The 13339-nt window shown below is 38.3% G+C and carries 10 protein-coding genes; 5 read left to right on the forward strand and 5 right to left on the reverse strand.

Translation table 11 applies throughout. The features are described 5' to 3' along the window. Nucleotides 1-96: 96 nt before the first annotated feature. From FHR28_RS11220 to atzF, 3 genes are read right to left on the reverse strand one after another with little or no spacing between them, the layout of a single operon-like run. Entirely contained in the window at nt 97-789 is a 693-nt protein-coding gene (locus tag FHR28_RS11220) for a GntR family transcriptional regulator (RefSeq protein ID WP_166782592.1), read from the reverse strand. A gap of 3 nt (nt 790-792) precedes the next feature. Then, entirely contained in the window at nt 793-4395 is a 3603-nt protein-coding gene (gene uca / locus FHR28_RS11225; protein ID WP_166782593.1) for an urea carboxylase, read from the reverse strand. A gap of 14 nt (nt 4396-4409) precedes the next feature. Further along, nucleotides 4410-6242, reverse strand: a complete 1833-nt coding sequence (gene atzF / locus FHR28_RS11230) for an allophanate hydrolase (protein WP_171527316.1) — start codon at nt 6240-6242, stop codon at nt 4410-4412. A 569-nt stretch (nt 6243-6811) separates the two neighbouring features. Between atzF and FHR28_RS11235 the strand changes: the two genes are divergently transcribed. Next, the gene (locus tag FHR28_RS11235) at nt 6812-7084 is read left to right on the forward strand and encodes a putative quinol monooxygenase (protein WP_004721040.1); all 273 of its coding nucleotides are present in this window, start codon (nt 6812-6814) and stop codon (nt 7082-7084) included. Between the two features lie 46 nt (nt 7085-7130). On the opposite strand, the gene FHR28_RS11240 is transcribed toward FHR28_RS11235, so the two are convergent. Then, complete coding sequence (locus FHR28_RS11240) at nt 7131-7670, reverse strand: type 1 glutamine amidotransferase domain-containing protein (RefSeq protein WP_004821051.1); 540 nt, start codon at nt 7668-7670, stop codon at nt 7131-7133. Nucleotides 7671-7959: 289 nt separating this feature from the next. On the opposite strand from FHR28_RS11240, the gene dctA reads away from it, so the two are divergent. Beyond that, nucleotides 7960-9243 (forward strand): C4-dicarboxylate transporter DctA, encoded by a 1284-nt coding sequence (gene dctA, locus FHR28_RS11245; RefSeq protein WP_166782595.1) that lies wholly within the window; start codon nt 7960-7962, stop codon nt 9241-9243. Between the two features lie 264 nt (nt 9244-9507). Here dctA and FHR28_RS11250 read toward each other — a convergent pair whose 3' ends face one another. Next, complete coding sequence (locus FHR28_RS11250) at nt 9508-10719, reverse strand: MFS transporter (protein ID WP_166782596.1); 1212 nt, start codon at nt 10717-10719, stop codon at nt 9508-9510. 134 nt (nt 10720-10853) lie between these two features. Here FHR28_RS11250 and FHR28_RS11255 point away from each other — a divergent pair, with 134 nt between their 5' ends. The 3 genes from FHR28_RS11255 to FHR28_RS11265 all read left to right on the forward strand — a co-directional run bounded on the left by FHR28_RS11255 (nt 10854) and on the right by FHR28_RS11265 (nt 13121). Next, nucleotides 10854-11447 carry a TetR/AcrR family transcriptional regulator gene (locus FHR28_RS11255; RefSeq protein WP_166782597.1) on the forward strand — a complete coding sequence of 198 codons (594 nt, stop codon included), beginning with the start codon at nt 10854-10856 and terminating at the stop codon, nt 11445-11447. Nucleotides 11448-11643: 196 nt separating this feature from the next. Further along, nucleotides 11644-12159 carry a GNAT family N-acetyltransferase gene (locus FHR28_RS11260; protein ID WP_166782598.1) on the forward strand — a complete coding sequence of 172 codons (516 nt, stop codon included), beginning with the start codon at nt 11644-11646 and terminating at the stop codon, nt 12157-12159. A 152-nt stretch (nt 12160-12311) separates the two neighbouring features. Continuing rightward, nucleotides 12312-13121, forward strand: coding sequence for a siderophore-interacting protein (locus tag FHR28_RS11265; RefSeq protein WP_151957963.1), 810 nt, complete (start codon nt 12312-12314; stop codon nt 13119-13121). Nucleotides 13122-13339 lie beyond the last annotated feature (218 nt).

A 13339-nucleotide genomic window follows, 5' to 3' on the forward strand; every position in this document is an offset into this window, starting at 1 on the left:
ACCTTATCTAGTACAACTCCCTGATTTTTATTTGAGATCAAAAAGATAATTTCAAGTGTAGATTAAACTTTTGAATATAGTATATTCCCCCTTAGCTTAAATAAATTGACTAGAATCTAGCATTTGCAATGTAATTTTCTTTACCTCATCACGGCTCTGTTTGATATGCTCTGTAGTCGCATTTAGCGCAGAATCCCGCTCTTTTCTAAAAATAAAACCTAAAATAGTCTGATGCTCAGCATAAGTTGCCTCTATACGATATTGTTTGGAGAAATCTAAGCGACGAATAATTCTAATTTTTTCACTCAGTTCTCGATGTATTCGTGCCATTTCCTGATTACCTGCTGCACGAACAAGAGAACAATGAAAATCTTCATCTTGTTGAGAAAGCGCCTTAATATCTTTTAGGTATTGCTCAGGTTCGATACACCATAAATCTTTTAATACTGCCAACTCAATTGATGGCTCCCCAATATGAGCGCAAAGTATTTCGATGGCTGCTTTTTCTAAAATGATGCGAACATCATACAGTTCTTCATAATATCTAAAGTTCAGTGGTCTCACCTGCCAACCACTTCGAAAACTAACCTCTACATAACCTTCCTGCTGTAAACGATATAAAGCTTGACGTATAGGGGTACGACTCACTTGATAAGTTTTAGCAATTTCTGACTCAGTAAAACGCTCACTCGGCATAAGTTTAAAATCAAAAAAATCATTCTTGATTCTTCGATAAACCAGCTCAGACAAATTGTCTGAGCTTTTTAAAGAATTCTTTATTTCAGTCATATCCTATTCCATATAGACCAATGGCTCACCACTATGTACTGTCTGACCAGCGCGACAAGTCACAGCTTTTACAATACCGTCTTCAGATGCATATACAGGTAATTCCATTTTCATAGCCTCGATGATCGCTACAGTTTCACCTTTCTTCACCACTTGACCATGTTCAACCAATATTTTCCATATATTGCCTGTCATTGATGCATTTAAAGCGACAAAGTGACTAAAATCTTGCTGTTCAATGTAATCCTTTTGGGTTTCTGCTGGATGGATAAAATCTTCTTTCCATCGTTCAACTTCAGTTTTAAAAGCAAACTGTTGTTTTTCTTTAAAGACCTCGATGCTGTCAGCTTCATCCTCTAAAAATTTACAGTATTGCGCATAATCAAATTCAGTTTCTTCAATTTGAATTTGAGCTTGACCATTGGCAAAATCTAAACGCCACTGATCTAATTCAGCTTCAGTAACCTCAAAAAATTTGATTTGGTCAAAAAATTGCAGGAACCATTGTTTATCGCCAAATTGTTTATTCTTTTTAAATTTATTCCAGATCGGTAATGTGCGACCAATTAATTGGTATCCACCTGGTGAATCCATTCCATAAATACACATGTACATACCACCAATTCCCACAGTCCCTTCTGCGGTAAATGTACGTGCTGGATTATATTTAGAGCTTAATAAACGATGACGCGGGTCTATCGGTACTGCGCAAGGTGCTGTCAGATAAACATCTCCTAATCCAAGCACAAGATAATTTGCATTAAATAAGATTTGTTTAACTTCATCACGGTGTTTCAAACCATTAATTCGCTGAATAAAATCCACATTATTTGGAAGCCATGGTGCTTTGGCGCAAACACTTTCCTGATATCGTTCAACTGCACTCAGGGTGGCACTATCTTCAAATGCCATGGGTAAATAAACGATACGTGATGGTATTTTTATTTGGCTTAGATCTCCCATTTGTTCTTCTAAATAGAGCAGTTCAGCGATTAGCGTTTTTTGCGGGATGATCAAACCATCATATTTAATTTGCAAGGAACGAACACCAGGTGATAATTCTAAAATACCTGCGATATTGTGAGCACGTATCAGCTCTATCAATTTGTGGACACGTAACCTAAGGGAAAGATCCAGAATATTGTCACCATACTCAAGTAAGATATAACTATCTCCGGCTTGACGATAAACTGTTTTTGGAGAAAGCTGCATAGCCTCTCTCTGTGCCAAAATCGTCGTACCCATTTCCGCTTTAGAAATAGGGGCTACATCTGGAACTGCAGTTGAAAAGTTTTCAATCAAATCTAGCTGCTGTTGTTCTAATTGATTCGCTTGTTCTACGCTTAATGGATAAAAAGAGATTTTATCATCTGCTTTAAGTTGTCCGATTTTCCATAATTCTGCTTTAGCAATCGTTACTGGGCAAACAAACCCACCAAGACTTGGTCCATCTTTAGCTAAAATAACAGGGAAATCACCTGTAAAGTTGATTGCGCCAATGGCATATTCACAATCGTGTACATTGGAAGGATGTAATCCAGCTTCTCCACCATTTTCTCGTGCCCAACTAGGCGTTGGCCCACTTAAACGAATTCCTAAACGGTTTGAGTTAAAATGAACAGTCCATTCTGAAGCAAAGAATTCTTCAATATATTCTTGTTTAAAAAAATCTGGTGCGCCATGTGGGCCATATAGCACTCCGATTTTCCATTCGGTGCTATAGCTTGGAATTAAGTGGTTAGACAATGCTTGTGGTTGTGCAATGGCAATAGGTAACTCATTCATAAGTAAAGTCGGATTCACCATTTTAATCGTATCACCTGCACGAAGTGTACGACCAGCATGACCTCCAAAATTACCTAATGCAAAAGTCGAGCGACTGCCTAAATATACTGGGACATCCAAACCATCCCGTACTGAAAGATATGTTCGACAACCGGATTCAACTTGCCCTAACTCAAGTATCTGTCCAGACTTGACTGTGATCGGTTGCCAAAAATGAATAGTTTGATCGTCAAGATATGCAGAACATGGCGCACCTGTTAATGCAATGGTGGTATCAGCATGAAATTTTAACGTAGGCCCCATCAAGGTAAATTCAAAACCCGCAGCTTTAGCATCATTGCCTACAATTTTATTTGCCAATTGGAAAGCAAAATCATCCATAGGGCCTGATGGTGGGACGCCAATATCCCAATAACCAATACGCCCAGGATAATCTTGAATCGAACTTAATGTTCCCGGCTGAACCACTTCAATCACCCGAGGTGTATATTTAAAATCGTCTAACATCCGTGTCCAGATTTGCATACTTTCAAAGCGAACATCTGAAATAATCTCACGCGCATAATCAAGATTGGTACTAATACCGTTGAGTCGTGCTTCAACTAATGCTTGTTTTAACTTTTGTATCGCAGCCTCACGATTTTCAGCATGAACGATGATCTTAGCAATCATTGGATCAAAATATTGAGAAATTTCAGTGCCTGTAGATACCCATGTATCAACCCGAATTCCTTCAGGGAAATAAACATCAGTTAAAACACCTGGACTCGGCTGAAAATTCTTAACTGGGTCTTCTGCGTAGACCCGAACTTCTATAGCTGCACCTTGGGGCTGTATATGCGCTAAGTCATCCCAATCCAACCGATCCCCTGATGCGACTTTTAGCATACATTCGATTAAATCCAGCCCTGTTACCATTTCTGTTACAGGGTGTTCAACTTGTAGTCGAGTATTGACCTCTAAGAAATAAAACTCATCTCGTGCTGCATCATAAATAAACTCAACGGTTCCAGCGCTACGATATTGAACCGATTTTCCGAGCTTAATTGCAGCTTGATGTAGTTTTTTTCGTGTTGCGTCAGGTAAATTTGCTGCAGGTGTTTCTTCAACAATTTTTTGGTTACGACGTTGTAGTGAACAATCCCGTTCTCCCAAAGCAACCACTTGACCTTGACCATCACCAAATATCTGTACCTCTACATGACGAGCCTTATCTATAAAGCGTTCTAAAAAGACGCCAGCATCCTTAAAAAATTGCTCACCTAAGCGTTTCACACTTTCATAAGCTTCCATTAAGGCATCTTTTGAGTCACAGCGGGTTAAACCAATACCGCCACCACCTGCGGTACTTTTCAGCATGATCGGATAACCAATTGTTTCCGCAGCTTCGAGTGCTTCATCTAAACTATTTAATAAACCTGTTCCGGGTGTCATTGGCACATTGGCTATGGCCGCCAGTTCACGTGCACGATGTTTTAGTCCGAATTCTAAAATTTGCTCGGCTGTAGGCCCCATAAATGCAATATCGTTTTCCTCACATGCTTGAGAGAACTCAGCACTTTCAGAAAGAAAACCATAACCCGGGAAAATCGCTTGTGCGCCTGTGTCTTTTGCAATTCGGATTAACTTTTCAATACTCAAATACGTATCTGCTGGCTTAATCCCCTGTAAAGCAACTGCGAGGTCTGCATCTAATACATGCTGAGCATAACGATCTGTGTCTGAATAGACAGCTATACTTTTGATGCCTAATTTCTTTAAGGTTCGAATGGCTCTTACAGCAATTTCACCACGGTTTGCAATTAATACAGTATGAAACATGATGCTTTCCCCCCTTAATTCGATACAGCTGGTACTGGATTATTTCGCTGTTGGATATATGCCCGCCATCCTCCCAAATGACTGATATTCTCTGCATCTTCCAAACCATAAGGTTCACAGATAAAGCCTTTTACCCAGCGCCCATCTTCAAGTTCCACATTTCCCATACCCAGTGGTGTCGGGATTTCTGCAACAAACTCCCCAAAACGAGCAGTTGGAATATCCCAAAGTTCTACAATAATGGCTTTCCCCTCAGCTTCATTACGTGCAAGGCCCGGTTTAGGCGGCACTGTCCCATTCAATGCATATAGAGAATATTTACTGGCAGTTTTGGTCGTTTCAATATGTACAGCATCTCTGCTGGTCAATTGAAAATTCAGTGGCATACCTGTTAAATGAGCCCCAACAACAGCAACACGGATATGATGATCAGATCGGGTTAAATCCAGTTGAGTAGATTTCAATTTTGCTTGTGTTGCCCCTAACTTTAAATCGAGATATCGCTGCCAGAGTTTTCCAAAATGAGTTAATGCAGCATCATGCCAAGCAGGTGCAATTAAAGTAATTCCAAAAGGTAAGCCGTCTTCTCGAAACCCTGCGGGTAAAGCCAGTGCACTTAAATCAGCCAAATTGGTGAAATTAGTATATGTACCAAAATGAGAGTTAAACTTAATGGGTTCAATTTTCATTTCTTCGATTGTGTAAATTGTGGGGGATGTTGGTACGATCAAAGCATCAAATTGAGCCAATTTTTCCTGAATTTCACGTGCCAAATCTTGTTTTAGATACTCTGCGTTGTAAGCATCAATCGCTGTGTATTGATAACCCTGTTTAACTATTTCTAAAACTGTTTGATCAAATGCTTCAGGATTTTTTTCGATAAAATCTTCTAAAGCAGCAGTTCGTTCAGCCACCCAAGGTCCTTGATAAAGTTGTACTGCGAGTTTTTCAAAAGCCGTAAAATCAATCTCTGTAATAGAAGCCTGAAAAGACTCAAGTAATTTTAGTGCTTGGTTAAACGCTTGTTCCGATTGTTGATCATCAAAAAAATTTAAAGTGTCGGGTATTGCAAAATTGAGTTTTGAGGTAAAGCGTGCTGGCGCTGTTTTTGGATTCTTCCGCGAGTAACTATCTCGCGCATCATGTTTTTCTAATAGATTGGCAACATATTCAGCATCTACAACTGTTAAAGCAAAAATCGAAATACAATCAACAGTCTTACAGGCAGGCAATAGACCATGATTTGAAAAACGCCCTTTGGTTGGTTTTAATCCAACAATATTGTTAAAACCAGCTGGAACACGGCCAGACCCTGCAGTATCAGTTCCCAATGAAAAAGGCACCAGACCACGAGCCACTACGCTCGCTGAACCAGAACTTGATCCACCACTTACATAATTTGGATTAAAGCTATTTTTAACTGCGCCATAAGGAGATCGAGTGCCAACTAATCCAGTTGCAAATTGGTCCAAATTTGTTTTACCAACGACAACCGCGCCAGCATTTTTCAATAACTGGACAAGTGCAGCATCTTGTTCAGCAGGATGAGAAATGATCTTACATGCCGCAGTAGACACAAATCCTTTTACATCAATATTGTCTTTAACTGCGAATGGAATTCCATATAACGGAAATTGCAGATAAATATTCTCTAAGTCATGAGTATCGATTTGAAGATCTTCAATCTGTTGTTTGATTTGTTCGACAGTCGCAATTGAAATCCATGCATTATCTTGCGGATCAAACTCACTCACTAAGTCACACAATTTTTCGATATTAATTTCACCAGTTTGATAAGCCCGTTGCCAATCACTAATCGTCCAGCCACTCATTTTTTCTAAGTACATTGTTTGAATCCCATCTTGTATACAAGTTTGAATTACATTTGCAGGATCCATGCCAAAAACTAACAACCTGTTTTTTATATCCTTTTTATATATGTGAGACTGATATGCAATAATTTAGATCAATTTTTTTTAGTCAAAATGCAAGCTTGCTATTTATGAGTGCAATATAGGATGGTTTATAAAATTGGTGCTCTACTTAGGCAACTTCATCCACTTGGTCATCTGAATAGATTGAAGTCTGTAGCGGTCAACTGCTTTTTAGAGTGAGTCAGCATCGCCTTTATGCTCTTTCAAAAGCTCAAGTTTTTTTATGATTTAACTTTATTTTATCGTGGCGATCTTTTACGTTTTTTATGACTTTTCCTACAAGTTTTTATTTTCTTATGTAGAGAAATATGACGATTTACGCTCTATATATTAACCTTATATTTTAAGTATCACTTCTCTATAAGTAATATGTGAGCAATCCAATAAAAAATGCGTATTAAATTTTTACGCAATAAATAATAATATAAGACTCGTCCTACGCCTACATAAAACAACAGCTATATTTTATCAATGAGAATGCTATGGTTAAGCTAAGTGGTCAGTTAATCTGTGTGTCTGAACAAGAATTAAATATCGTAATCAAGTGTCTTCCAGAACATATCAAGTTAACCAGACAAGAACAAGGTTGTGTTTCTTTTGAGGTCAAACAAAGCCAAAATCCCTTAATTTGGGATGTACATGAAGTTTTTGAGAATCGACAAAGTTTTGAAAATCATCAACGTAGAATATCTGGTTCCGTATGGGGAATTAAAACCCAACATATTCAAAGATTATATGAAATAACCCTCGATTAAAGGGCTATCTCAAAAGTTTAAACTTTGCCTAGCCTGCTCTATTCACTTATTCCAACTCTTTTAATATCGCCTCATTAAAGGCAGGAATATCATCTGGATTACGCGATGTAATGAGTACCCATCCCCCCGTATTACAACGATGAACTTCTTCATCTATCCAGTTTGCACCTGCATTCTCTAAATCTATACGAATACTTTTATATGAAGTCAAATTTTTATCTTTAATTCTTTCTGCATTGATTAAAGCCCATGGTCCATGACATATGGCAGCAATCGGTTTCTTATGGTCTGTAAAGGATTGAATGATTTTCTTAGCATTCTCATCAATTCTCAATTGATCGGCATTGACCGTTCCCCCTGGAATAACCAGTAGATCATAATCACTTGGATCTACTTTTTCCAAAATCGCATGCGGACTATATGACACCGATTTTTCATCATCATGAACAACGGTTCGTACATCGTTTAATTCAATCGCAGCGTGTATGCTTTCTATGCCCTTGCTCGTCAAAAAGTCCAAAGGTTTTTTAAGCTCATCATGCTCAACGCCAGAATTGGAAGTGATGAATAGTACTTTTTTAGTCATTTTCTTACTCCAACAATACGGTATATTTCAAGCTAACAAAAAATACGATTGTAGATGTACAAGTTTTAGCTTCTTATTGTTAAATGTTTTAGGATATTGTTTTAAGGCTTGTTATATATCCTTTTATTTTTTTGATCTATAAATAATTAAATACCACTATTAAGCAGCCTATGTATTAAACATCAAATACCGCCATAACAAAAACTACAGAAAAGACCAAAAATTATTCATTCAAAAAATGGCATAACTATTGCTTTTTCAAGTGACCTTTTAGTTATGAATCTCCTCAATGAAGCTTATTAAACGCTCTTTATTTTTACAAGTGATGATTGCATTGGTGATTGGTTGTTTATTCGGTTACTTTTTGCCACATATTGCGATCAATTTTCAAGTGTTTGGTAATGGCTTTGTCAAACTTGTCAAAATGCTGATTGCACCGCTTATATTCTGTGTCATTGTGTTAGGAATCTATGGTGCAGGAGACTTAAAAAAAGCTGGGAAAGTGGGAATAAAAACGCTGATTTATTTTGAAATAATGACCACTATCGCTTTAATTTTAGGATTAGCCGCAGCCTACATATTTAAACCTGGGCATGGTATGCACGTGGATATTTCAACTTTAGATGCGTCCCAAATGACCAAGTACAATGAAAATATCCATGCAGTTACAGGCGTATCTGATTTCTTTTTAAATATGATTCCTCAAACCGCTGTGGGCGCATTTACAGGGAATGATATTCTGCAAGTGGTTGTCTTTTCAATTTTATTTGGCGTTGCATTATCTATGCTGTCTAAAGATGTCAGTGAACCTGTCGCCTCTTTTATTGACAAAATATCTCAAGTTATTTTTAAAATCATGTCCATCATCATCAAACTGGCTCCTATCGGCGTTTTTGGTGCAATTTCTTTTACCGTGGCAAAATTTGGAATAGAAACTTTACTTAATTTGGGCTATTTGGTCTTAATTTATTATGCAACTGTGATTTTCTTTGTGATCGTCATACTTGGTCTGGTATTAAAACTCCTAGGTTTCAATATTTTTAAGCTCATTCGCTATTTTAGAGAAGAAATCACCATCGTATGTGGAACATCATCTTCTGATTCAGTATTACCGCAAGTGATGTATAAACTAAAAAAATTAGGGATAAAAGACTCCACTGTAAGCCTAGTCATTCCATCGGGTTACTCTTTTAACTTAGATGGCTTTTCAATTTATCTCACCCTTGCTGTTGTATTTATCGCGCAAGCGACAGGTGTTCACCTAACAATTTCAGACCTCATCATGATTCTTTTAATCACCTTATTTACCTCAAAAGGAGCACATGGCATTCCTGCATCAGCGATCGTTGTACTCGCTGCGACTTTATCCAGCTTTCCTGTTATCCCAGCGATTGGCTTGGTATTGATCCTTTCAGTGGATTGGCTGATTGGTATTTTAAGAGCAGTAAGCAACTTGATTGGTAATTGTGTCGCAACTTTAGTGATTGGTGTATGGGAAAATGATGTTGATAAGAAACGTGTATATCAAATGTTAGATGATCCGAACTGGGCAAAAAATGAATTGGGCAGTTAAAACGCAATTAACACATAGTGGGGAAAAATTAGAGTTTTATTCTGCAGCAAAACCAATGCACTACATAACCAACGCACTATTAGCAACACAATACGCTTTAGATAAAATCCTTTAACGCTATCTTAAGCACACATATTTCATAAAAACCATTTCCGCATTGAGTCGCTGAAATGGTTTTTTTATGAATCACAGTTATTCACTTAAACTAAAGCCCTCAATCGAAGACCATTCCAGGAAGCACAGCAAAAAGAATCGTGCTGATCATCATGACGGATCATTTGATATGGTTATGCTGTCATTAGCCAGACGGTAATGTCCCCATAATACAATCACCAACACCATACCCCCTGCGCATAATGCAACGAGAAAACCCGATCGTAGCCCATAGCCATCAACCATTTGTCCAGAGATTGCTGCTCCTAGTGCCACGCCAACATTTAACCCAGCCAGTAACCATGTCATACCTTCCGTCAGGCGATGTTTTGGCACAATGCGCTCAACCAGTGCCATTGCGACGATCATCGTCGGTGCAAAAAATACTCCTGCCAGTAAAACACTACTTGCCAGCATCGTAATACTATTCACCCATAATAAGGGTAATGTACTCGCTGCAGTTGCCACACCTCCAAGTAATAAAAGATGCTGTAAAGACATTTTCAATTTAACTGCACCAAATAATAAGCCAGCTAAACATGAACTTAACGCATATGCAGAAAGCACCAAACTAGCAGCTGCAGGCTGACCAAGATGTTCAGCAAAGGCGACACTAACGATATCAATCGTGCCTACAATGATCCCCATTCCAACCATTAACAATGTCAGCAAGCGTATCTGAACAAGCATAATGATTGAGCCGGAACGCTTATGAGTTAAATCTTGTGTGTCGATTTGGGGTTCTGTACCTCGTTGTAACACCAGTAAAAATACACCGATAATCAACAACAATGTTGCAACCAGTAAACTTGCTTGTGGTAACACTGCTACCGATAAGCCAACAGACAATGGCGGGCCAATAATAAAGGTGACTTCATCTAGTACTGTTTCTAGTGAGTAAGCGGTTTGTAATTGAGCTTGTCCAGCATATATTGCCGTCCAACGCGCCCTTACCATGGCAGATATACTGGGCATAAAACCCGCCAATAATGCCCCCACAAACAACGTCCAATCAGCTGCCCGCCACCATGAAGCAAATACCAATACTAGTAAACCAATACTGCTGATCGTTGTTACGATAGGCAGTATGCGGCTTTGTCCATATTGATCAACTAACTTTGATACTTGGGGCGACACTAATGCGTATGTCAATACGAATACCGCAGATACTCCTCCTGCCAGCGCATAACTCCCCCTCATTTGAGACAACATAACAATGATACCAATGCCGGTCATCGGTAAGGCAATCCGAGCCAATAGCCCAGCCAAAGCAAAACCTTGGGTCCCCGCGACAAAAAATAGTTCTCTATATGGACCAATCATCAGACTCTCCTGAATACAATCACTTGCAAACATATAAGGATTCAGCAAAAATACATACACTGCGTATGAATAAAGCATACATTCATACGCAGTGTATGTAAATAATCATACGAAACGTATGTAAGGAGAAGTTGATGGTTCGTCGTACTCGTATTGAAATGGAAGAAACCCGTGCTGCACTGATCGCAATGGCTCGAAAAGTCTTTAGTGAACGCGGTTATGCCGATACCTCAATGGATGATCTCACCGCACAAGCAGGTTTCACTCGTGGTGCGTTGTATCACCATTTTGGTGATAAAAAAGGATTACTGGCTGCAGTCGTCGCACAAATCGATCATGAAATGGATCAACGTTTAGACATGATCTCCGAACAAGCTAAAGATATTTGGTCAGGATTTAGTCAGCGTTGTCATACTTATCTGGACATGGCAATAGAATCAGAATATCAACGCATCGTACTGCGTGATGCACGGGCGGTATTGGGTAGTGCATCTATAGATTCGCAACAGCACTGTATTAATTCTATGCAAAGACAGATAGCACAACTTATCCAGCAAGGAATCATTGAGCAAGCTGATCCGCAAGCACTCGCCTGCTTAATTTATGGCAGTTTAGCTGAAACCGCGTTTTGGATAGCTGATGGTGAAGACCATAATCAAAGACTCAAGTCTGGAAGAACAGCACTAAACCTTTTACTCCGCGGGTTATTGATTAAAGCGGATCAATAAAAATTCTGATTACTATGAGTACAGGGATTAAATTGAAACTCGATATTCAGAATAAAGTCAGAAAACTAGGATCGATATCCCTATTGATGACTTCAATTTAGGATTGGTTTTTAGCTTAAACTATCCTAATTTTAACCATGTACCTTTTGTCATCTATGCGATAAATTAACTGTAATTCTGAATTTTCGAGGTTTTTTTGAACTGGAATAATATAGAGATCCATTTTTCTCAAGTTGTTTTAAAACCATTTACATCTTTAGATGCTGATGAGGTATTTCAGCATATTACTCCCACCTTGACTCGATATATGGCTTGGGATCCTCCGCAAAGCCGTCAAGAGTTTGATGAGATCTGGCATAAATGGCTAGAGAATATTAAAGATGGGAATGAGTTAATTTTCGTCGTCAGAAACATTGCCAATCATGAGTTTCTTGGCCTTGCAGGATTGCATCAAATACAAACGGAAACACCTGAATTAGGCATTTGGATTCGAGAAGATCGACATAAGTCAGGATTTGGTAAAGATGCGGTAACAAGCATGGTTCATTGGGCTTCAGTCAATTTGAGTTTTAAAAATTTTATTTATCCTGTAGCTGTCGAAAATTATGCCAGTCGCCATATCGCAGAATCTTTAGGTGGGGTTATTTCTGAGTATAAAAAGAAACCTAAATATGATTCGGTAACCTATGCTATTTCTCCTCATACTGAATGATACAAATGGATAGATTAAATTGTTTATGATTTATTGATGATGAACACTGAGCATCTTTGCAGTTTTATCATCAACTCTCGCGGTAATGGTGGCATTTTCATGTAAAAGCCGATACGATAATGAGAATTATTGTTATTTATATGGAATAAATCATGGCGCTGAATGCACATCGCACTTTTATTCAAGTGAAAGAGAAAATATATCTAGGTCCAAACTATATCCGTATTATTTTTGACTGTGCAGATGTTGAGAAATTCAAACACACTAGTATTGGTGATAACAATAAAATTTTTATTCCAAGGCATGATCAAACCACAATAGAAATTCCTGATTTTGATTTTAATCAACGTAAATGGATTGTCAGTAATCCTGAGATGATGCCAGAAATTCGGACTTATACCCATCGTGATATTGATTTAGTCAATAAAACCCTAACCATCGAGTTTGCAATGCATGGTACAGATACGGTGGCTTGTCACTGGGCAGATCGTGCTCAACCTGGAGATCAAATTGGCGTAACCATGTCTACTGCCGCTAAAAATTCAATCCCTACAGGACTAAATCATTATCTCATTATCACCGATGGGACGGGACTTGCAGTCACTCAAGCGATCTTAGAAAAATTAACAGCTGATGCCAAAGTATATGTCATTGCAGAAGTGGCAACTGTAGAAGATCAAATCGAACTACATACACAAGCTGATTTAGAGCAAACATGGCTGTTCAATCCGAACCCGCTTCAGCAAAGCTTATTGGCTGATGAGTTGTTACGCCATCCTGAATTCATTAATCTACCAGCAAGCCGTTTTGCACATATTACCGCTGAACTACAAGCTGTACGCGCATGTCGTAATATCTTAAGAAAGCAAAGTGATTGGGGCAAAGAAGATTGTTATGCCTGTTCTTACTGGCAGATTGGGAAAGCAGATAATGAACGACAGTCTAAAGTGCTAGATGATTAAGCCAAAGTGAATAAATGATCAATCCCGAAATATCTGATTTATATTATTTCGGATAGATGCATTAAAACCTTATAAACTAGCATTTATAAGGTTTTTGATTCCCAAAAAAACTCAATTGAAAAAACACGAGTCTTAGAAGTATAGAATAATTAGAGAATCAAGTTTAATACCTAAGAACTGACAAATTTCCAAACTCATTCATGAATGTAATAGAGAAA

It is taken from the genome of Acinetobacter sp. BIGb0196, from assembly GCF_011759595.1.
Classification (GTDB): domain Bacteria; phylum Pseudomonadota; class Gammaproteobacteria; order Pseudomonadales; family Moraxellaceae; genus Acinetobacter; species Acinetobacter guillouiae.

What these genes read in the sequence shown, in the direction of transcription:
- uca (WP_166782593.1), bottom strand. Translation starts at nt 4,395, where the DNA reads ATGTTTCATACTGTATTAATTGCAAACCGTGGTGAAATTGCTGTAAGA.
- dctA (WP_166782595.1), top strand. Translation starts at nt 7,960, where the DNA reads ATGAAGCTTATTAAACGCTCTTTATTTTTACAAGTGATGATTGCATTG.
- FHR28_RS11240 (WP_004821051.1), bottom strand. Translation starts at nt 7,670, where the DNA reads ATGACTAAAAAAGTACTATTCATCACTTCCAATTCTGGCGTTGAGCAT.
- atzF (WP_171527316.1), bottom strand. Translation starts at nt 6,242, where the DNA reads ATGTACTTAGAAAAAATGAGTGGCTGGACGATTAGTGATTGGCAACGG.
- FHR28_RS11220 (WP_166782592.1), bottom strand. Translation starts at nt 789, where the DNA reads ATGACTGAAATAAAGAATTCTTTAAAAAGCTCAGACAATTTGTCTGAG.
- FHR28_RS11235 (WP_004721040.1), top strand. Translation starts at nt 6,812, where the DNA reads ATGGTTAAGCTAAGTGGTCAGTTAATCTGTGTGTCTGAACAAGAATTA.
- FHR28_RS11250 (WP_166782596.1), bottom strand. Translation starts at nt 10,719, where the DNA reads ATGATTGGTCCATATAGAGAACTATTTTTTGTCGCGGGGACCCAAGGT.
- FHR28_RS11265 (WP_151957963.1), top strand. Translation starts at nt 12,312, where the DNA reads ATGGCGCTGAATGCACATCGCACTTTTATTCAAGTGAAAGAGAAAATA.
- FHR28_RS11255 (WP_166782597.1), top strand. Translation starts at nt 10,854, where the DNA reads ATGGTTCGTCGTACTCGTATTGAAATGGAAGAAACCCGTGCTGCACTG.